Here is a 20,773-nt window from a genome sequence, read left to right as displayed (position 1 = left end):
AGAGTAATAAGAAAAACTGTCGTCATATCATATTGATGGAGTTCTATAATGGCGTGGAATGAGCCTGGTAACAACGGTGGCCGTGATAAAGACCCTTGGGGGAATAATAATCGCGGCGGTCGTGATCAAGGGCCACCGGATCTTGATGAGGTTTTCTCGAAACTGAGTCGTAAGTTTGGTGGTATTTTGGGGAATAAGAGAGGTCCTTCGTCCGGTGGCAGTGCTGCGGGTCTGGGAGCGATTGCTGTGCTGGCAGCCGCTGTCTGGGGATTTTCCGGGTTTTACACCATCGGGGAAGCTGAGCGGGGCGTGGTGCTGCGTTTTGGTAAGTTCTACGAAATGGTCGATCCGGGTCTGAACTGGAAGCCGACTTTTATCGATGAAGTTGAACCGGTGAATGTTCAGGCGATCCGTTCGCTGCGTAGCTCGGGCCTGATGCTGACTAAAGATGAAAACGTGCTGAAAGTCGAAATGGATGTTCAGTACCGTGTTTCTGATGCCAACAGGTACCTGTTTAGCGTCACCAATGCTGATGACAGCCTGCGTCAGGCCACGGACTCTGCACTGCGTGCGGTGATCGGGGACTCGACTATGGATGCAGCACTGACCACAGGTCGTCAGGTGATCCGTTCGAAGACGCAGCAAGAGATCGAACAAATCATCAGCAAATACGATATGGGTATTCTGGTGGTAGACGTGAACTTCCAGTCGGCGCGTCCGCCGGAAGCGGTGAAAGATGCGTTCGATGACGCCATTGCGGCCCGTGAGGATGAAGAGCGTTTTGTGCGTGAAGCGGAAGCTTACAGCAATGATATTTTGCCCAAAGCAACCGGTCGTTCTGAGCGTCTGAAGAAAGAGGCACAAGGTTACTCGGAGCGGGTGATCAATGGTGCGTTGGGTGAAGTGGCACAGTTTGAGAAACTGCTACCGGAGTACCTGGCGTCCCGGGAAGTCACGCGGAACCGTCTGTATCTGGAGACGATGGAGCGTGTTTACGGCAATACCAGTAAGGTGATGATCGACTCAAGCTCGAGCGGTAACCTGCTGTATCTGCCATTGGACAAGCTGATGAATCAGTCAGGCCAGAGCACTCAGCCGAAGAGCACAACACCAAGTGGTACTTTTGGCATTGAGCTGGAAAAAGTAGAAAATTCCGATCCCGTATCGCCGACCCCACGTGGTGATACTGGCCGTCAGGGGAGATATTAATCATGCGTAAATTAATGATCCCAGTGATTGTCATCTTTATCGCAGCATTGCTGATGTCAATGTTTGTGGTGAAGGAAGGCGAGCGCGGTATCGTCGTCCGGTTTGGTCGGATCCTGAAAGACAACAATGAAATCGCGCGGATTTATGAGCCGGGCCTGCATTTCAAAGTGCCGGTGTTTGATCGCGTACGGATGCTGGATGCCCGTATCCAGACGATGGATGATCAGGCCGACCGCTTTGTCACGTCTGAGAAAAAAGACGTCATCATTGATACGTATCTGAAATGGCGCATCAAAGATTTTGGGCAGTACTACCTGACTACCGGTGGCGGTAATGTCTCGACAGCCGAAGCGCTGCTGAAACGTAAAGTGGTCGACAGCCTGCGCTCGGAAATCGGCTCGCGTGAAATCAAGCAGATCGTCTCCGGTCCGGATAGTGATGCGTTGGGCTCGGTGAGTGATGAACTGGCGGATGCGCCGGCTACAGAGATTGTGGCCGAAGTTGCGCCGCGTAAAGAGATCGAAGGCCAGCGTGATCAGATTATGGCCAACGTCCTGGCCGATACCAAAATCAGTGCGATGAAAGATTTGGGTGTTGAGGTGGTTGATTTCCGGATGAAGAAAATCAACCTGCCGGATGAGATCAGTGAGTCGATTTACCGTCGGATGCGGGCGGAGCGTGAATCTGTCGCGCGGAAACACCGCTCGCAAGGTCGAGAAAAAGCTGAAGTGATCCGTGCTCAGTCTGAGCTGGAAGTAGCGAAGATCTTGTCGGAAGCGGATCGTGAAGCACGCACGGTACGCGGTACCGCGGATGCGAAAACTGCCGAGATTTATGCGGCAGCTTTCAATAAGGATCCGGAGTTTTATAACTTCCTGCGCTCCCTGAAAGCTTACGAGAACAGCTTCAAGTCGAAGAATGATGTGCTGGTGGTCGATCCAAACAGCGACTTCTTCAAATACATGAAAGAAGCGAACGGTGTGCAGTAATCGCTGCAGAACCCGAAAAGACAAGGCTCCGGCCTTGTCTTTTTTTTGCCTGGCGTCTGGCTCCGGGAAGGCGATAGCAGGATAATACGGGCGCAATGATGGATTGACACCCAAATGGGGCGAGTGAGAGAAACCATGAGTGAAGCGATGTGGCTGGCGGTCGGACTGGTCTTGGTGGTGGAAGGCTTAGGGCCGTTGCTGGCACCGCGCGGGTGGCGTGAGATGGTCAGTCAGCTAAGTCAGCAGAATGACAATACCTTACGACGGATCGGCGGCTGCCTGGTGGCGGCGGGCAGCGTGATTGCTTACATGATGTACAGTCGTATGTAAAATAGCCTAACCTGCAATCGTGACGCTCTTCTGACAAAAATATTGCCCATGGTCAAAAAATGACTGCAAGGCGAAGATGAAGGTGCTAGAATCGGTTTTTAACTACTGATAGACGAAGAAAGATGGCAAATAATGTAGTCGTTCTTGGCACCCAGTGGGGTGACGAAGGCAAGGGTAAGATCGTTGATCTGTTGACCGAAGATGCTAATTATGTTGTGCGCTACCAGGGTGGTCACAACGCGGGTCACACCCTCGTCATTGATGGTGAGAAAACTGTTCTTCACCTGATCCCATCCGGTATCCTGCGTGACAACGTTAAATGTATCATCGGTAACGGTGTGGTGCTTTCTCCGGATGCCCTGATGAAAGAAATGGGCCCGCTGGAAGCGCGTGGTATCCCAGTTCGCGAACGTCTGTTCCTGTCAGAAGCTTGTCCGCTAATCCTGCCATATCATATCGCTCTGGACCAAGCGCGCGAAGCTGCCCGTGGTAAGAAAGCCATCGGCACCACTGGCCGTGGTATCGGTCCTGCCTACGAAGATAAAGTTGCCCGTCGCGGTTTGCGTGTTGGCGACCTGCTGGACAAAGAAGCCTTTGCTGAGAAACTGAAAGAAGTCATGGCCTTCCATAACTTCCAACTGGAGCATTACTACAATGCTGAGCCAGTGAGCTACGAAGCTGTGCTGGAAGATGTCATGGCACAGGCAGACATTCTGACGTCGATGATCATCGACGTGACCCAAGAGCTGGACGACGCGCGTCAGCGTGGCGACAAGATCATGTTCGAAGGTGCACAAGGGACGCTGCTGGACATTGACCACGGTACTTACCCATATGTAACGTCTTCTAACACCACTGCTGGCGGCGTAGCGGCAGGATCTGGTTTCGGTCCGCGTCACCTGGGTTACATTCTGGGTATCGCGAAAGCTTACTGTACCCGTGTGGGTGCGGGTCCGTTCCCGACCGAGCTATACGACGGTCAAGAGAAGCAAGACCCTGTTGGTAAGCACCTGGGTACAGTCGGTAACGAATTTGGTGCCACGACGGGTCGTCTTCGTCGTACCGGTTGGTTTGATGCGGTCGCGATGCGCCGTGCCATTCAGATCAACTCTATCTCAGGTTTCTGCCTGACCAAGCTCGACGTCTTGGATGGCCTGAAAGAAATCAAGATCTGTACGGGTTATAAGACCAAAGATGGTAAGGTTCTGGAAGTTTCTCCAATGGCGGCTGACGCTTACGAAGATCTGGAGCTGATTTACGAAACGATGCCTGGTTGGTCTGAAAACACCTTTGGTGCGAAGTCACTGGACGCGTTGCCGCAGGCTGCACTGGATTACATTGCGCGTATCGAGCAGCTGACCGGTGTACCAATCGACATTATCTCGACTGGTCCGGATCGTAACGAGACGATTATCAAGGTTCACCCATACGGCAACTAATTGCCATCTGGTATCCCTGATGTACGCCGCACCGACAGGTGACGGATGGAAAAAACCAACCCCGCGGGGTTGGTTTTTTTATGCCTGTAATTTGGCAAATCCGGCTTGATGTTGCTCCCAATCTTGGCCGGATATTGTTGCGTCAAATTTTTCGCCATGGATTCACGGCATAGTGGCAAAAAATTGCCGAATTTCTGATAAAGTGATTAAAGTCTGATCCCGAACCGCCGATAAGGTAACTACGGTTCAACAGAGAAGTTTTCATGAAACTGCATACCCTGCTTCTTTTTACATGGCTGGCTGCAACACCTGCGCATGCATTGGAAGATGTCGGTGATGCAGTGCCCGTTTATAGCGACAATGAGTTGAACCGGTTGTTTGAAAACAATACGCACTTGGAGCGTGTCAAGGCGGATGATTGCCAGTTGGTCCAGGATATTGAAGCCCGGGCAGTCCGGGTCGAGTCACCGTCGTATCAGTTCCTGTACGGGGATATGCTGGCCTGGGGCGTGTGTGTCGAGCGGGATGTGGAGCTGGGGGTGTATTACATGCAGTCAGCGGCGCATCAGGGCTCACCGGCCGCATTGGAGCAACTCGGGCGCTATTATGCCACCGGCACTCTGGTGCAACAGGATCAGGAACGTGCGATTCCGTATTTACGGGAAGCGGCCTCGATGGGGCATGTGGATGCCCGGATCCAGCTGGCAGAGCTGTTACTCCGGGACTATGGCAGCCCGCTGGACTTTGAAGATGCCTATCGCTGGTTATATAACACCGTGACCGCCAGTCGCCAGAAACACCGCCAGATCACCCGGTTGCGCACCAGCCTGGAAACCCGGATGCCGGGTAATGTGATTGCCCGGGCCAAGCGCCGGGATACCTTCTGGTGAGCTGTCATCGCGGCGATGCGGAAGAAATTTTTGCACTGTGAAGCCGTAAGCCAAATCGAGAATCGAAAAAGAGAGGTCATTGACCTCTCTTTTGCGTTTCTGGGGGAGCTGAACCAAGCGGTGTCGGAGCGATCCCCGCCGTGGTTAAAGCATTGTGCGGTTCAAGTACTTTGTGTGGTTAACGTACTTTGTGTGATTAAAGCACTTTGTGCGGACCGAAGCACTCGTAATGCAGGCGCTCTTCGCTGATCCCCATCGCCTGCAACTGGCGGGCGACATGCTGCATGAAGCCCACCGGGCCGCAGAAATAGTAATGCATGGCCGGGTTGTCAAGCGCTGCGCTCAGCTTGGACAAGTCGACCAGGCCCTGATACTGGAAATCTTCCGCCGGGCGATCCTCGGCTTGTGGCTCGCGATACCAGGTATGGGTCGCGATATGCGCTGACTGCGCGGCCAGGTGTTGGACATGCTGGCGAAACGCGTGTTGGGCGCCGTTTTCTGTGGCGTGGATCCAGTGCACGTCCGCCTGATGATCGCGCAGGCTTTCCAGCATCGACAGGGTCGGAGTGAGGCCGACACCACCGGAGATCAGGGCAACCGAGGTTTGTGGGGTGACGTCAAGGAAAAAGTCCCCGGCTGGCGGGGCCAGCTCAACGCGATCGCCGACTTGCAGCGTATCGTGGAGATAACTGGAGACCTTGCCGCCAGCCTCGCGTTTGACCGAAATGCGGTAATGATCAGGATGAGGGGCGCCGGAGAGACTGTACTGGCGGATTTCCTGGTGCTCAAAACCGGCGGGTTGCAGTGCGATCCCCAGGTACTGGCCTGGCTTGAAGGTTGCGACCGATTCGCCGTCAACCGGTTTGAACACGAAGCTGGTAATGGTGTCGCTCTCACGTTGCTTCTCAGTCAGCGTGAAGGTGCGGGTGCCGCGCCAGCCGCCTTGTTTGTGCTCATTTTCCTGATAGATCGCTTCTTCACGCTGGATAAAAACATTCGCCAGCACACCATAGGCTTCGCCCCAGGCATCCAGCACCGCCTGTCCCGGTGCGAGTAGCTCATCAATGGTGGCCAGCAGATGGCCGCCGACAATCGCATATTGCTCGGCGGTGATCATAAAACTGGTGTGCTTGTGCGCAATTTTTTCAACAGCTGGTAGCAGGGCCGCCAGGTTATCGATGTTGTTGGCATAAGCACAAATCGCGTTGAACAGGGCTTCGCGCTGATCCCCGTTGCGCTGGTTGCTCATGTTAAAAATATCTTTGAGTTCAGGGTTATGGCTGAACATACGCTCATAGAAATGGGCGGTCAGGGCCGGGCCGGTTTGGGCCAGGATCGGTGCGGTAGCTTTGACGGTTTCAATGGTTTGTTGGCTAATCATGGCTGAATGACTTTCTCTTTTTAAAGTTGTATATTTAATGCACCTTATAAGTTGTATCTGATCTGTATCTTTTAGTCAATAACCAGATTAAAATGGCAGCAGGAGGAGTTATTGTGCAGCTAACGAGTTTTACTGATTATGGCCTGCGGGCCCTGATTTACCTGGCGACCCTCCCGGAAGGTGAGTTGGCCAGTATTTCGAAAGTCACAGATATCTACAGCGTATCCCGTAACCACATGGTGAAGATCATCAATAAGCTCGGTCAGTTGGGCTATGTGGAGACAGTGCGGGGAAAAAATGGCGGGATCCGTTTGGGGATGCCGGCAGAGCAAATCGTGATCGGGGATGTGGTTCGGGCGATTGAACCGTTGCAGATCGTCAATTGTAGTGACGATTTTTGTCATATTACCCCGGCGTGCCGCCTCAAAGGGGTGCTGGATACCGCGCGAAGTGCATTTCTGGCTGAGCTGGACAAACATACCCTGGCCAGCATGGTGACCGATAATCCACCGCTTCGTGTCCTTCTGGACCGTCCTGTCGTATAATCGTAACAACGAATCAATAACTTCTTAGCTTTATTCCGTGGCGACAGGCCCAGCCTGTCTCCCGTCTGTTCACCCAAAGGCGGAGATACTCACTATTTTCGCCAAAACGGATCTGCATATGTCCAAAGGTACTACCGATTTACCGGTCGATCCTTTTCGCGATCGCGAAGCACAAAATTATGAAAACCCTATCCCTAGCCGCGAGATGCTTCTGGAAGTGATCCGCGGTTTTACCGCACCGGTCAGCCGGGATCAGTTGTTTACCGAGCTGAAGCTGGAAGGGGATGATCAATACGAAGGCTTACGCCGCCGGCTGCGCGCTATGGAGCGCGACGGCCAACTGATTTTTACCCGTCGCCAATGCTATGCCCTGCCGGAGCGACTGGATTTGATTAAAGGCCATGTGATTGGCCACCGTGACGGCTTCGGTTTCCTCCGGCCGGAAGGCAGCCATGCCAAAGAAGATGATTTACTGCTGCCGCATCACCAGATGCGCGGGGTGATCCACGGCGATTACATCCTGGCCCAAGTCGCCGGAACCGATAAAAAAGGCCGCCGTGAAGGGCGGGTGGTCCGGGTGCTGCAACAGTACGAAGGCCAGATTGTCGGCCGTTTCTTTATCGAAGACGGCATGGGTTATGTGGTGCCGGATGATTCCCGGATTGCCCAGGATATCGTGATCCCGAACGACCAGCGCATGGGTGCCCGGATGGGGAACGTGGTGGTAGTTGAAATTTCCCAGCGGGCGACCCGCCAGTACAATGCGGTCGGTAAGATCGTCGAAGTGCTGGGTGAGAGCATGGCGCCGGGGATGGAAATTGATATTGCCCTGCGCACCTATGATATTCCGCATCAGTGGCCGGCTGAAGTCGAGAAGCAAATCAAAGGCCTGAGTGAAGAAGTGCCGGAATCGGCCAAGCAAGGTCGGGTTGATCTGCGCGATTTGCCGCTGGTCACCATTGATGGCGAAGATGCCCGTGACTTTGATGATGCTGTCTATTGTGAACGCAAGAAGTCCGGCGGCTGGCGCTTGTGGGTGGCGATTGCTGATGTGAGTTACTACGTCCGTCCGGGCTCGGCGCTGGATCACGAAGCGATTAAGCGCGGCAACTCGGTCTATTTCCCGGCGCAGGTGATCCCGATGCTGCCGGAAGTGCTGTCGAACGGCCTGTGTTCGCTTAACCCGCAGGTCGATCGCCTGTGTATGGTGTGTGAGATGACCGTTTCGGAAAGCGGCCGTTTGTCGGGCTTCAAACATTATGAAGCGGTGATGAATTCCCACGCCCGTCTGACTTACACCAAAGTCAGCAAAATGCTGGAAGGGGATGAAGAGCTGCGCGAGCGTTACGCGCCGCTGGTCCCGCATTTAGAAGATCTGTACAGCATGTACAAGGCGCTCAAGCAGTCCCGTGAGGAGCGGGGCGCGATTGAGTTCGAGACGGTGGAAACCCAGTTTATCTTCAATGCCGATCGCAAGATTGACCGCATTGTGCCGGCGGAGCGCAATGACGCCCATAAGATCATCGAAGAGTGTATGATCCTGGCCAACATCGCCTCGGCCCGTCTGGTGGAAAAAGCCAAAGAGCCGGCGCTGTACCGGGTGCATGACACCCCGGGTGAAGAGCGTCTGACCGGCTTCCGCGACTTCCTGGGCGAGCTGGGCCTGCAGCTGTCGGGCGGCCTGGAGCCATCGCCGAAAGATTATGCGGCGCTGGCGCATCTGATCCACGGCCGTGCGGATCAGGAGTTGATCCAGACCATGCTGCTGCGCTCGATGAAGCAGGCGGTGTACCAGGGGGATAATATCGGCCACTTCGGCCTGGCGCTGAAGCAGTATGCCCACTTCACCTCGCCGATCCGTCGTTATCCGGATCTGCTGCTGCATCGTGCCATCAAGTACCTGATCGCCAAAGAAGCCGGGAATAACCAGGATCGCTGGACCCCGACCGGTGGCTATCACTACTCGTTCGATGACATCGATACCATGGGCGAGCAGTGCTCGATGACCGAGCGCCGTGCGGATGATGCGACCCGCGATGTGTCGGACTGGCTCAAATGTGAGTACATGCAGGATCATGTCGGTGATGAGTTTGACGGTGTGATTGCCAATGTCACCGGTTTTGGTTTCTTTGTCCGCCTCAATGAACTCAACATTGATGGCTTGGTGCATATCTCCAATCTGGCCAATGATTACTATCAGTTTGATCCGATTGGCCAGCGGTTGATCGGCGACAGCTCGGGTCAGGTTTATCGTCTGGGCGACACGGTGAAAGTGAAGGTTGCTTCGATCAACCTCAACGATCGCCAGATTGACTTTGATATCGTCGGCAGTACCCGCAAGCCGCGCGGCGCTGGCAAAACTGCCAAGCAACGGGACAAGCGTGAGCAGCAACAGCGGATGCGCAAGGCTGAAGGGCTGAAGCGCCAGAGCCTGAAAGTGTACCGGGTGGAAGAAGGCGAAGCGCAAGAGTCGACCAGTCAAGCCAAGAACGAGCGTCGCTCGATCCGCCAGAAGCTGAAAGCCGGGGCGATCCCACGGGTTGAAGGCGACAAGGCGCCGGGCGACAAAGCGGACGACAAAAGTGCCAAGGGGAAGAAGAAAAAATCCACCAAGGCGCGCAAGAAAAAACAACGTGCCGGTAAAAAAGAACGGGCCGCGAAGAAGAAATAACCGATGAGTAATGAGATGATTTTCGGCATTCATGCCGTGAAAGCTGTATTAGCGTCCGATCCTGTACGCTTCATTGAAGTATTTGTGCTCAAGGGGCGCCAGGACGAGCGTCTGTTGCCGATCCTCAATGAGCTGCAACAGCTAGGGATCACCATTCAGCAGGCGGGCCGCAAGGCGCTGGATGATAAAGTCAAAGGCGCGTCGCACCAGGGCATCGTAGCCCGGGTGCGTCCGGGCAAGCAGTACAATGAGAACGATCTCGAGGATGTACTGGCCGGGAAAGAGAACCCGCTGCTGCTGGTGCTGGACGGCGTGACTGACCCGCACAACCTGGGCGCCTGTCTGCGTAACGCGGATGCAGCCGGTGCCGTGGCCGTGATTGTGCCGAAAGATCGTTCGGCACAGCTCAACGCTACGGCCAGCAAGGTGGCCTGCGGGGCGGCTGAAGTGGTGCCGCTGATCCGGGTGACGAACCTGGCCCGGACCCTGCGCAGCCTGCAGGAGCAGGGGGTCTGGGTGGTTGGCACCGCCGGGGAAGCGACACATGATCTGTACCAGAGCAAGCTGACCGGCCCGCTGGCGATTGTGATGGGGGCGGAAGGGGAAGGCATGCGCCGCTTGACCCGGGAAACCTGTGACGATCTGATCAAAATCCCGATGGCCGGCTCGGTCTCAAGCCTGAACGTCTCCGTGGCGACCGGGATCTGCCTGTTTGAGGCGGTACGCCAACGCCAGGCATCCTGATTGTTAAGCAGGGTAACAGCATGAAAACCGGCGCGGCCTGAGCAGCCGCGCCGGTTTGTTTTCGGCCACTGCCGTGATGGCCATTGGCCTTCATCATCTTGGATAAAATTAGCTTGCTAAGATTGCCCATTCTCTGTACTATTCTGCCTCCAAATTCTCGGTTCTTTATTTTCGTTCCTTGCTTCTCCTGGATGACCGAGCCAATTAGAGAAGCTGATTAATCCGTAAGGAGCAACCCATGCGTCATTACGAAATCGTATTCATGGTGCACCCAGATCAAAGCGAGCAAGTTGCTGGCATGGTCGAGCGCTACACTGGTGCAATCAAAGATTCTGGTGGTCAGATTCACCGTCTGGAAGATTGGGGCCGTCGTCAACTGGCTTACCCAATCAACAAACTGCACAAAGCACACTACGTTCTGATGAACGTTGAAGCTGAGCAGTCTGTAATTGACGAGCTGGAGTCTAACTTCCGCTTCAACGATGCTGTGATCCGTAACATGATCATGCGCACTAAAGGCGCTATCACTGAGCCATCTCCAATGATGAAGGCTAAAGAAGAGCGTGCCCCACGTCGTGAAGAGCGTGCAGAAGCACAATCTGAAGGCGAAGCTGCAGCTGAGTAATTGTTAAATGACCAATCGTCTGGAGTTGGCCGGCGTTATCGCTAAAAACCCCAAACGAAGCCAGTCCCCTGCGGGCATTCCTCATTGTCACTTTGTGCTTGAGCATCGCTCGGTTCAGCGGGAAGCTGATTTACCCCGCCAGGTGTATTGCTACATCAACGTGGTGGTCAGTGGCCAAGGTCAACAAGCACTCACGCAAGATTTAGCTATCGGCAGCCACATTAAGGTAGCGGGATTTATCTCCTACCAAACCGGCCGGAACGGTATCGGGAAATTAGTGTTGCATGCCGATCACATTGAAAAAATTTAGTTCAGGAGATAAGCCCATGGCACGTTTCTTCCGTCGTCGTAAATTCTGCCGTTTCACTGCAGAAGGCGTACAAGAGATTGACTACAAAGACGTAGCAACTCTGAAAAACTACATCACTGAAGCTGGTAAAATCGTACCAAGCCGTATCACTGGTACTCGCGCTAAATACCAGCGCCAGCTAGCTCGCGCTATCAAGCGTTCTCGTTACCTAGCACTTCTGCCATACACTGACAAGCATCAGTAATTGGTAGCGGCTTCTATTACGTTTAAGAGGACAAGATAATGCAAGTTATTCTACTTGATAAAATCGGTAACCTGGGTGGCCTAGGCGATCAGGTTAACGTGAAAGCGGGCTTTGCACGTAACTTCCTTATCCCACAAGGTAAGGCTGTGATGGCAACTAAAGCTAACGTTGAGATGTTCGAAGCTCGTCGTGCTGAGCTGGAAGCTAAAGTTGCTGAGCAACTGACTGCTGCCCAAGCACGTGCTGAGAAACTGAACGCTCTGGAAGCAGTTGTTCTTGCTTCTAAAGCTGGTGATGAAGGTAAACTGTTCGGTTCTATCGGTACTCGTGACATCGCTGACGCAATCACTGCGGCAGGTGTTGAAGTAGCGAAGAGCGAAGTTCGCTTACCAGAAGGTGCACTGCGCACAACTGGCGAGTTCGAGATCAGCATCCAGCTGCACTCTGACGTGTTCGCTACAATCAACCTGAACGTTGTTGCAGAAGACTAATAACGTTTGGTGTTGAAACAGAAAACCAGCCTTCGGGCTGGTTTTTTGCTATCTGGGCATTGGTTTTTGTCGCCGAACGGGCAGAAGAGCTGAGATCGCTTCGGTGAACGTGTGCTTGCGGTTTGTGTGCAGGATTAACGGACGGGATCGAACCGGAACAGCAGGTTGATAGTCATGATGGAATCGCGTTTATCCAGCCCGTCCGGGACCCAGCTGTTGAGCTTCTGGGTATTGCTCAGCTTGATGGCGATATGTTCCGAGATGGCACTGGTCAGGTTCAGCTCCGCTTCCAGGGTGCTGTTACTGTTGCCGGCAATGGTGGTGATTCGCCCTTCGACTTCCACGGTCTTGGAAGGTTTCCAGATAAACTTGGTATTGCCCCGTAGGATCAGCTCGTTGACCGTCATCGGCACGATAATATCGTCATCATCGATCTCGTCGATATTCGGCTCCTGGTGGCGGTAGCCCGGGCCGGCTTCCACTTCCATCTGAAAGGTTTCCAGCCGCAACAACTGATAACCCAGACCGGTCGAAAAGGTAAAGTCGCTGAAGTATGGCCCGTAGCGATCATCAATGTAGCTGACGTTCCCCAGCACATAGGTACTGTCATTGATCTTTCTGTCACTTTGCAGCTCAAGCTGGCCCTTGCGTTTGTCTTCCTCGCCGTCCTTCTCGGCCAGCAGATACTTGGCCTCGGTGGTATGCCGGTACTGGTTTTTGACATAGGTGAGTCCGACGCGGGCGTTGAGCGACTCGGAATCGGAGTTCCCGCCCAGGGCCTGGTAACCCAGCTCCAGCTCGCTCGCCCAGGGAGAGCGCGGTCGCTTGGGTTGATCTTCATCGTTGGCGTAAGCAGTCGCATTGGCAAGCAGCAATAAGGTCAGTAGATATCTTGCCAAGGATCCTCCGGCGGTGGCTCATGTTCATCGGGTGGAAAGCAAGCCGCAGAGTGTAGCCGAGAAATGTCAGCGTTTCGTCAGGAAATGTGAGGAATCTCGCGCTGGGGGAAGGATGCAGGGCATAATCAATGACAGGAAAGGGGCGCGGTTGATCGATGTTTTTCCCATGATATAGATACATTGCGCCCGCATGAAAAGGTATAATGCCCGGTCTGGTTCCCGGTAAGCACGCAAATCCTATGGCAGAAAACAGTAAACCGTATAAACCGAAAGATTCGAAGATGGACGCCATCAAGATGCCGCCCCACTCGTTGGAGGCAGAGCAGTCCGTTCTTGGCGGTCTGATGTTGGACAATGAAAAGTGGGATACGGTCGCGGAGAAGGTCGTTGCCAAAGACTTCTACAGTCGGCCGCACCGGCTGATTTTTGAAAGTGCCGCGATGCTGCTTGAAGGCGGTCAGCCACTGGATTTGATCACCCTGTCGGAGCATCTGGAGCGGGGTGATCAGCTGGAAGATGTCGGCGGTTTTGCCTATCTGGCAGAGCTAGCCAAAAACACCCCTTCGGCGGCGAACATTTCGGCGTATGCAGACATCGTCCGGGAGCGGGCGCTGATCCGCGACATGATCGGGGTGGCCAACGAAATTGCCGACGCCGGTTACGACCCGCAAGGGCGCACCAGTGAAGATCTGCTTGATATGGCTGAGAGTAAGGTTTTTGCCATTGCCGAGCAGCGCACCTCTGAAAATGAAGGCCCCCAGAACGTCGACAGTGTGCTGGAGAAAACTCTGGAGCGGATCGAGCTGCTGTATCAGTCGCCGCAGGACGGGGTGACCGGGGTGTCGACCGGGTTTACCGATCTCAACAAGAAAACCGCCGGTTTGCAGGGCTCAGACTTGATCATCGTGGCGGCCCGTCCGTCGATGGGTAAAACCACCTTTGCGATGAACTTGTGTGAAAACGCCGCGATGGAGCAGGAGAAGCCGGTGCTGATCTTCTCGCTGGAGATGCCCGCAGAGCAGATCATGATGCGTATGCTGGCCTCCCTGTCCCGGGTGGATCAGACCAAAATCCGGACCGGCCAACTGGATGACGAAGACTGGGCCCGGATTTCATCGACCATGGGTATTCTGATGGAGAAGAAGAATATGTATATCGATGACAGCTCCGGTCTGACGCCGACCGAAGTGCGCTCCCGGGCGCGCCGGGTGGCGCGTGACCACGGCGGCCTGAGCATGATCATGGTCGACTACCTGCAGCTGATGCGGGTACCGGGGTTGCAGGATAACCGGACCCTGGAAATTGCCGAGATCTCGCGCTCGCTCAAAGCTCTGGCCAAAGAGCTCAACGTGCCGGTGGTGGCGCTGTCGCAGCTGAACCGCTCGTTGGAGCAGCGGGCGGATAAGCGGCCGGTCAACTCGGACTTGCGTGAATCCGGTGCGATCGAGCAGGATGCCGACTTGATCATGTTTATCTACCGGGATGAGGTTTACCACGAAGACAGTGCCCTGAAAGGCATTGCCGAAATCATCATCGGTAAGCAGCGGAATGGTCCCATCGGCTCTGTACGCTTGACCTTCCAGGGCCAGTTCTCCCGGTTTGATAACTACGCCGGCCCGGCCTTTGATGATGAATAACTTGTAAGTGACAGGACAGTACATGAAAGCCGCGACCGCATATATCGATACCCAGGCACTGCGCCATAACGTCAGCCAGCTGCGCAAGCAGGCACCGGCCAGTAAACTGCTGGCGATGGTGAAAGCCAATGGCTATGGCCACGGGTTACAGCAGGTCGCGACCAGTCTGCCGGATGTCGACGGCTTCGGTGTGGCACGAATTGAAGAAGCGCTGTCCCTGCGGGCCTGCGGGGTGGTGCAGCCGATTTTGCTGATGGAAGGGTTTTATGCCCCGGGCGATTTGCCGGTTCTGGTGACCAACAATATCCAGACCGTGGTCCATACCCCGGAGCAGCTCGAAGCGCTGGAGCTGGCGAGCCTGGAAGCACCGGTCAAGGTCTGGCTGAAGATCGATAGCGGTATGCATCGGCTCGGGGTGCGTCCGGAAGAACTTCGCGAGTTTGTCGAACGGCTCCATGCTTGTCCGAACGTCGCGAAGCCGCTGCGTTACATGAGCCACTTTGCCTGTGCCGATGAACTGGAAAATCCGGTCACGGAGTCGCAAATCCAGACTTTTATGGCCCTCACGGAGGGGTGTCGCGGAGAACGCTCCCTGGCAAACTCCGCCGGGATCCTGGCCTGGCGTCACAGCCATCTCGACTGGATCCGTCCTGGGATCATTATGTTCGGGATTTCGCCGTTTGCGGACGAAAGCCATTCGGCCCAAGCATTTGGTATGAAGCCGGTGATGACCCTGGCGTCCAGCGTGATTGCGGTGCGCCAGGTGAAACAAGGCGAGCAGGTCGGCTACGGCGGCACCTGGACCAGTGAGCGGGATACCAAAATCGGGGTGGTCGCCATCGGCTACGGCGACGGCTATCCGCGCTCGGCACCCAATGGCACGCCGGTGCTGATTAATGGCCGCTGGGTACCGATTGCCGGTCGGGTGTCGATGGATATGCTGACGGTCGATTTGGGGCCGGATGCCACCGATCAGGTCGGTGACGAAGCCATTTTATGGGGACGTGGCCTGCCGGCGGAAGTGGTGGCCGAGCATGTCGGAACCATCGCCTATGAGTTGGTGACTAAGCTGACTTCCCGGGTGGCCATGGCCTACAGCTAAGTTGCGATATAGCGAAGCTCCCGAGAACAAAATTATTCCGACGACATAACAAGGCGAGCTCAGGCTCGCCTTGTTGGTGTTGGTGTTGGTTTTGTATCAGGCCGTGCCGGTCGAATCACCGCTTGTTTTATCAAAGCATTGTTTCAACAATGCACAGCTTCAGAAACACACGGCCTCAGAAATGCCCGGCTTCAGAAATACACAGCTTCATAAACATGTCGCTTCAGAACCCGCGCAGCTGGATCCGGCGCAGAAACTCGGTCATGACCCGGTCATAGAGCAGATCGCCGAGAAACGCATCTTCCACGTGGTGGTCAATACTCGGGTTGTCATTGACTTCAATCACCCGCACCTGGCCATCCACTTCCTTCAAGTCTACCCCATACAGGCCGCTGCCGATCTGGTTGGCAGCTTTCAGCGCGGTATCGATTACGGCTTTGGGCACCTGCTTGAGATCCAGGGTTTCAAACCCGCCGGAGCTGACCCGCCCGCTTTGATGGTGCTGGTAGATCTGCCAGTGGCCGCGGCTCATGTAATATTTACAGGCAAAGAGCGGCTGGCGGTTGAGCACCCCGATCCGCCAGTCGTAATCGGTCGGCAGGAACTCCTGGGCCAGGATCAGTGTGCTGCGGGCAAACAGGTGCTCCATCTGGCTCAGCAACTGCTCGCGATGGCTGACCTTGACCACCCCGACCGAAAACGCCCCGTCCGGCACTTTCAGCACCATGGGGTAGCCGATCTCGGCTTCGGCCAAGGCCAGCCAGTGTGGGTCGAACCGCTTTAATACCACGCTCTTGGGCGCCGGAATATGGTGCAGGTGCAGCAACTCGGTCAGGAAGACCTTGTTGGTACATTTCATAATGGACTCCGGATCGTCCATCACCACCAGGCCCAGCTTCTCTGCGGTTTTGGCAAACCGGTAGGTGAAGTTATCAATATTCGTGGTTGCCCGGATAAATAAGCCGTCAAATTCCCCCAACCGGGACAGATCGTCCGGGGTGATGGTTTGTAGGCGCATGCCCAGCCGTTTGGCCGCTTTCTTGAACTGCTGCAGGGCCGGGCCGTCGGAAGGCGGCATCTTCTCGCTCGGATCGACCAGCAGCGCCAGATCATAACGGGCGTTCTTGCTGGGCTTGGGCGAACGCCAGACTTTGTTGGAGAATCGCTCCAGCGCATCGGCAAACTGATCCTGCTCCGGATCAGTCAGGTCCTGGAACGGAAACGGGGTGATTTGCTCGACCTGCCAGTGTGTTTCCGTCCGGCGGATACTCACCTTCATCACCGGCATCATAAAGTGCTCGAACAGCCGACGGGCAATTTTGGCAAATCCCGGCACCGCTGCACGGCCGAAGTAGATTTTTTCTTCCAGCAGCGCCCCGACCGGCAGTTGCTGATCGGCGAAGGCTTTTTCCAGCTGATCGGAGGGCACCGACAGCAGGAAGGGCTGGGACAGATCGGTAATCGTCATCATCCGGGGGATCACCCGGTGTCCCCGGGCCTCGGCCATCAGCGAGCAATAATAGCCGCTGCTCAGATAGCCGTAATCCCGGCACAGGTTGATGATTTGGGTTGCCTTCTGGTCGCAAAATGCGCCCTGCTGTAAATAGGCATCGACCGTGACGACCCTGTCTGAGGGAAAATACTGCCGCCAGTCACTGTCGTTGTCGGTAATGATGAGAACTTTCGTCATCGCGAAGCTTACCTCTAGCCTTGTGGCTAAATTTGGGATTAAATCGAGTCAGTCCACTAGAGGCGAATCCGTCCATGAAAGTCCGTACTGCGCAGCTTAATGATCTCGATAGCTTAAATACTCTGGAGGCTCAGCTTTTCGACGGGGATCGGATTTCGCCCCGTCAGATGCGGCGGTTTATCAAATCGCCTCAGAGTGTCTTGTTTCTCGCGGAAGAAGAAGGCCGAACCGCCGGCTATGGGCTGGTGTTGTTTCACCGGGGAACCCAGTTGGCGCGTTTGTACTCCCTTGCCGTCGATCCCGATTTTCGCGGCCGGCGTCTGGCCCAGCAGCTCTTGGCTGCCTGTGAAACGGCGGCCCTGGAAAATGGTTTCAATACATTAAGGCTGGAAGTGCGTCATGACAATCTTCCTGCGCGAAATCTCTATGAAAAATGCGGTTACTCACCATTAAAAGTCTTAATCCATTACTACGATGATCTGGCCGATGGCATCCGGATGCAAAAGCGCCTGACCCCGGTTGAGTCAAAGTGGCTGCTACCGTTGCCTTTGTATGTGCAGACAACACCGTTTACCTGCGGTCCGGCCTGCCTGATGATGAGCCTGGCCTACCTGCAGCCGGATTATCAGCCCAGCCGCCAGCTGGAGATGCAGCTGTGGCGGGAGGCCACGACGATTTTCATGGCTTCCGGCCATGGTGGGTGTAGTGGGCATGGGCTGGCGCTGGCGGCGAACCGGCGGGGCTGCCGGGTGGCGCTATGGGCACAGTCGCAGTCTACGCCGTTTATCGACAGTGTCAGGGATCCGAAGAAAAAAGAGATCATCGAGCTGGTCCACCAGGATTTTTGTCAGCAGCTCGATGACGCGGGCGTGGCGGTGGTGGAAGCTATGCCGTCGGTGCCCCAGATTGAAGCCTGGCTACGGCAGGGCTGTTGCCTGCTGATGCTGATCAGTACTTACCGGTTTAACGGCTGCAAGGAGCCGCACTGGATTTTGCTCACCGGTGTCAGTGAGCAGTTCTTTTTCTTCCATGATCCCTTTGCCGAAGATCGGGCGGACAGCGGGCACCGGGCCCATGTCCCGTTGACCAAAGCCGGGCTGAGTCAGGTGCTGGGCTTCGGGCGGCAAAAACAGACCGCCTGCGTGGTACTGCAGCCCGACACACCGGCCGTTACGCCCCCTGGAGCGTGATCACCACCCGGCGGCTGCCGCCGTGGTCGCGGTGTTCGCCGAGGTAAATTCCCTGCCAAGTGCCTAAAGCCAGGCGGCCGTTCTGGATCGGGATCGAGACGCTGCACCCCAAGGTTGAGGCTTTGATATGGGCTGGCATATCGTCATCGCCTTCGTATGTGTGTCGGTAATAGGGGGCTCGCTCCGGCACGGCCCGGTTGAAGTGGGCCTCCATATCACTGCGCACGGTCGGATCGGCGTTTTCGTTGATTGTCAGGCTGGCGGACGTGTGCTGGATAAAACAGTGGGCCAGGCCGACCTGATAGTCCTGGATTTCCGGAATTTGTTGTTCAATTTCATCGGTGATGAGATGAAAGCCCCGGCACTTGGCGGAAAGTTGAATTGTTTTCTGAAACCACATAGTCTTTGCCTTATTGTCACCATCTGACTGTAATCTTAGATGATTACGGTACTCATCCGCTGCTTTTCCGTCTATGATTTATGCTTGGTTTTCGTGACCTGACTCAATGAAGGCAGGGGTCGGTTCACGCCATAATTTGTCATAAGTCGTAAAATTACAAAAATATAGCCAGCCGGACAGGGTGGGCTACACTTGACAACATTTACACACATCGGGGATCCACGGCTTGGATGAGACTGACTAGGCCCATGGATTGAAATGAAATTATCAGGAACTTCATCATGTTGAAAAACATTAACCCAACGCACACCCAGGCGTGGCAAGCGCTGACGGCACACTTTGAAGAGGCCCAGGATCTACAACTGAGCGAGCTGTTTGCCCAGGACAGCGAGCGCTTTGCTAAGTTCTCCGCACAATTTGGCTCAGATATTTTGTTGGATTACTCCAAAAACCTGATCACCGAAGAGACGATGGCCAAGTTGCTGGCCCTGGCAGAGCAAACGGAAGTGAAAGCGGCGATTGCCGACCTGTTCGGCGGTGAGAAGATCAACCGCACTGAAGATCGCGCGGTTCTGCACACGGCACTGCGTAATCGCAGCAATACCCCGGTGATGGTGGACGGCGAAGATGTGATGCCGAAAGTCAATGCGGTGCTGGAGAAGATGAAGGGCTTCACGGCTCGCATCGTGGACGGTGAGTGGAAAGGGTACACCGGCAAGGAAATTACCGATGTGGTGAATATCGGGATCGGGGGCTCTGATCTGGGTCCTTATATGGTGACCGAAGCGCTGATGCCGTACAAAACCCGTTTGAACATGCATTTCGTCTCCAATGTCGACGGTACCCATATTGCAGAAACCCTGAAGGCGCTGAACCCGGAAACCACCCTGTTCCTGATTGCGTCGAAAACCTTCACCACCCAGGAAACCATGACCAACGCCCACTCAGCGCGTGACTGGTTCTTGGCGACGGCTGGGGATCAAGGCCATGTTGCCAAGCACTTTGCGGCCCTGTCGACTAATGCCGAGGCCGTAGCGGCGTTTGGCATTGATACCGAGAACATGTTCGAGTTCTGGGACTGGGTCGGTGGCCGTTACTCACTGTGGTCGGCGATTGGCCTGTCGATCAGCCTGGCAGTTGGTTTCGACAACCTTGTCGCTCTGCTGGAGGGCGCGCATGCCATGGATCAGCACTTTGTCGAAGCCCCGCTGGCGGAAAACCTGCCGGTGATCCTGGCGCTGATTGGCCTGTGGTACAACAACTTCCACGGCGCGGAATCTGAAGCGATTCTGCCGTATGATCAGTACCTGCACCGCTTCGCGGCCTATTTCCAGCAAGGCAATATGGAATCGAACGGGAAATACGTCGATCGCGGCGGCAATCCGATTGATTACCAGACCGGTCCAATCATCTGGGGTGAGCCGGGCACCAACGGTCAGCATGCCTTCTATCAGCTGATCCACCAGGGCACTAAACTGATCCCGTGTGACTTTATTGCGCCGGCGCTCAGCCACAACCCGCTGAGTGATCACCATCCGAAACTGATGGCCAACTTCTTTGCTCAGACGGAAGCGCTGGCTTTCGGCAAGACGCAAGCCCAGGTTGAAGCGGAATTCCTGGCGGCCGGTAAGTCGCTGGATGAAGTGAAGGCACTGGTACCATTCAAGGTCTTTGAAGGGAACCGTCCGACCAACTCGATCCTGGTGAAACAAGTCACGCCGGCTGTGCTGGGCGCGTTGATTGCCATGTACGAGCATAAGATCTTCATCCAAGGGGTCATCTGGAACATCTTCAGCTTTGATCAGTGGGGTGTTGAGCTGGGGAAACAACTGGCCAACAACATTCTGCCGGAGTTGACCAATGAGGCGGCGATCAGCAGCCATGACAGTTCTACCAACGGGCTGATCAACGCTTTCAAACAGTGGCGTAGCTAAGCCCTTCGTCATGGCATGAAAAAACGCCGCAAATTGCGGCGTTTTTCTTATGA

At 55.0% G+C, this 20,773-nt stretch carries 20 protein-coding genes; 16 read left to right on the top strand and 4 right to left on the bottom strand.

Going from position 1 to position 20,773, the window contains the following annotated elements; all coding sequences use genetic code 11:
* The first annotated feature begins 48 nt into the window (after positions 1 to 48).
* From hflK to motX, 5 genes are all read left to right on the top strand, one after another.
* Positions 49 to 1,209, top strand: a complete 1,161-nt coding sequence (gene hflK, locus NH461_RS15080) for an FtsH protease activity modulator HflK (RefSeq protein WP_261601123.1) — start codon at positions 49 to 51, stop codon at positions 1,207 to 1,209.
* A gap of 2 nt (positions 1,210 to 1,211) precedes the next feature.
* The gene (gene hflC, locus NH461_RS15075; protein ID WP_261601122.1) at positions 1,212 to 2,198 is read left to right on the top strand and encodes a protease modulator HflC; all 987 of its coding nucleotides are present in this window, start codon (positions 1,212 to 1,214) and stop codon (positions 2,196 to 2,198) included.
* Positions 2,199 to 2,333: 135 nt separating this feature from the next.
* Positions 2,334 to 2,528, top strand: coding sequence for a DUF2065 domain-containing protein (locus NH461_RS15070; protein WP_261601121.1), 195 nt, complete (start codon positions 2,334 to 2,336; stop codon positions 2,526 to 2,528).
* 122 nt (positions 2,529 to 2,650) lie between these two features.
* The gene (locus NH461_RS15065; RefSeq protein WP_261601120.1) at positions 2,651 to 3,967 is read left to right on the top strand and encodes an adenylosuccinate synthase; all 1,317 of its coding nucleotides are present in this window, start codon (positions 2,651 to 2,653) and stop codon (positions 3,965 to 3,967) included.
* A 263-nt stretch (positions 3,968 to 4,230) separates the two neighbouring features.
* Complete coding sequence (motX, locus tag NH461_RS15060) at positions 4,231 to 4,857, top strand: flagellar protein MotX (protein WP_261601119.1); 627 nt, start codon at positions 4,231 to 4,233, stop codon at positions 4,855 to 4,857.
* A 196-nt stretch (positions 4,858 to 5,053) separates the two neighbouring features.
* On the opposite strand, the gene hmpA is transcribed toward motX, so the two are convergent.
* On the bottom strand, positions 5,054 to 6,238 hold the full coding sequence (gene hmpA, locus NH461_RS15055) for an NO-inducible flavohemoprotein (RefSeq protein WP_261601118.1): 1,185 nt from the start codon (positions 6,236 to 6,238) through the stop codon (positions 5,054 to 5,056).
* Positions 6,239 to 6,351: 113 nt separating this feature from the next.
* On the opposite strand from hmpA, the gene nsrR reads away from it, so the two are divergent.
* The 7 genes from nsrR to rplI all read left to right on the top strand — a co-directional run bounded on the left by nsrR (position 6,352) and on the right by rplI (position 11,868).
* Complete coding sequence (gene nsrR, locus NH461_RS15050) at positions 6,352 to 6,783, top strand: nitric oxide-sensing transcriptional repressor NsrR (protein ID WP_261601117.1); 432 nt, start codon at positions 6,352 to 6,354, stop codon at positions 6,781 to 6,783.
* 118 nt (positions 6,784 to 6,901) lie between these two features.
* Positions 6,902 to 9,454, top strand: coding sequence for a ribonuclease R (gene rnr, locus NH461_RS15045; RefSeq protein ID WP_261601116.1), 2,553 nt, complete (start codon positions 6,902 to 6,904; stop codon positions 9,452 to 9,454).
* 3 nt (positions 9,455 to 9,457) lie between these two features.
* A complete protein-coding gene (gene rlmB / locus NH461_RS15040; protein WP_261601115.1) occupies positions 9,458 to 10,198 on the top strand; it encodes a 23S rRNA (guanosine(2251)-2'-O)-methyltransferase RlmB in 741 nt (246 codons plus the stop codon).
* 238 nt (positions 10,199 to 10,436) lie between these two features.
* Positions 10,437 to 10,823: a 30S ribosomal protein S6 gene (gene rpsF, locus NH461_RS15035; protein ID WP_261601114.1), complete on the top strand. Its 387-nt coding sequence runs from the start codon at positions 10,437 to 10,439 to the stop codon at positions 10,821 to 10,823.
* 7 nt (positions 10,824 to 10,830) lie between these two features.
* Positions 10,831 to 11,133, top strand: coding sequence for a primosomal replication protein N (gene priB / locus NH461_RS15030; protein ID WP_261601113.1), 303 nt, complete (start codon positions 10,831 to 10,833; stop codon positions 11,131 to 11,133).
* Positions 11,134 to 11,149: 16 nt separating this feature from the next.
* The gene (gene rpsR, locus NH461_RS15025) at positions 11,150 to 11,377 is read left to right on the top strand and encodes a 30S ribosomal protein S18 (RefSeq protein WP_002539422.1); all 228 of its coding nucleotides are present in this window, start codon (positions 11,150 to 11,152) and stop codon (positions 11,375 to 11,377) included.
* 38 nt (positions 11,378 to 11,415) lie between these two features.
* On the top strand, positions 11,416 to 11,868 hold the full coding sequence (rplI, locus tag NH461_RS15020; RefSeq protein WP_261601112.1) for a 50S ribosomal protein L9: 453 nt from the start codon (positions 11,416 to 11,418) through the stop codon (positions 11,866 to 11,868).
* A 134-nt stretch (positions 11,869 to 12,002) separates the two neighbouring features.
* Here the strand turns inward: rplI and NH461_RS15015 are convergent, their stop codons facing one another.
* Positions 12,003 to 12,767 (bottom strand): YdiY family protein, encoded by a 765-nt coding sequence (locus NH461_RS15015; protein ID WP_261601111.1) that lies wholly within the window; start codon positions 12,765 to 12,767, stop codon positions 12,003 to 12,005.
* Between the two features lie 239 nt (positions 12,768 to 13,006).
* Between NH461_RS15015 and NH461_RS15010 the strand changes: the two genes are divergently transcribed.
* Positions 13,007 to 14,404, top strand: coding sequence for a replicative DNA helicase (locus NH461_RS15010; protein ID WP_261601110.1), 1,398 nt, complete (start codon positions 13,007 to 13,009; stop codon positions 14,402 to 14,404).
* A 22-nt stretch (positions 14,405 to 14,426) separates the two neighbouring features.
* Positions 14,427 to 15,506 carry an alanine racemase gene (alr, locus tag NH461_RS15005; RefSeq protein ID WP_261601109.1) on the top strand — a complete coding sequence of 360 codons (1,080 nt, stop codon included), beginning with the start codon at positions 14,427 to 14,429 and terminating at the stop codon, positions 15,504 to 15,506.
* A gap of 223 nt (positions 15,507 to 15,729) precedes the next feature.
* On the opposite strand, the gene NH461_RS15000 is transcribed toward alr, so the two are convergent.
* Positions 15,730 to 17,196: a RimK family protein gene (locus NH461_RS15000; protein WP_261601108.1), complete on the bottom strand. Its 1,467-nt coding sequence runs from the start codon at positions 17,194 to 17,196 to the stop codon at positions 15,730 to 15,732.
* 74 nt (positions 17,197 to 17,270) lie between these two features.
* Here NH461_RS15000 and NH461_RS14995 point away from each other — a divergent pair, with 74 nt between their 5' ends.
* The gene (locus NH461_RS14995; protein WP_261601107.1) at positions 17,271 to 18,386 is read left to right on the top strand and encodes a GNAT family N-acetyltransferase/peptidase C39 family protein; all 1,116 of its coding nucleotides are present in this window, start codon (positions 17,271 to 17,273) and stop codon (positions 18,384 to 18,386) included.
* Here the strand turns inward: NH461_RS14995 and NH461_RS14990 are convergent.
* Complete coding sequence (locus NH461_RS14990) at positions 18,367 to 18,786, bottom strand: secondary thiamine-phosphate synthase enzyme YjbQ (protein ID WP_261601106.1); 420 nt, start codon at positions 18,784 to 18,786, stop codon at positions 18,367 to 18,369. The two genes, NH461_RS14995 and NH461_RS14990, sit on opposite strands and share 20 nt — an antisense overlap.
* A gap of 281 nt (positions 18,787 to 19,067) precedes the next feature.
* Between NH461_RS14990 and pgi the strand changes: the two genes are divergently transcribed.
* Positions 19,068 to 20,720: a glucose-6-phosphate isomerase gene (pgi, locus tag NH461_RS14985; RefSeq protein ID WP_261601105.1), complete on the top strand. Its 1,653-nt coding sequence runs from the start codon at positions 19,068 to 19,070 to the stop codon at positions 20,718 to 20,720.
* Positions 20,721 to 20,773: the final 53 nt, after the last annotated feature.

The sequence above is a fragment of the Photobacterium sp. TY1-4 genome (assembly GCF_025398175.1).
Lineage (GTDB): Bacteria > Pseudomonadota > Gammaproteobacteria > Enterobacterales > Vibrionaceae > Photobacterium.
The sequence above is the reverse complement of the archived record's forward strand: the minus strand, read 5'-3'. Positions and strand labels throughout refer to the sequence as shown.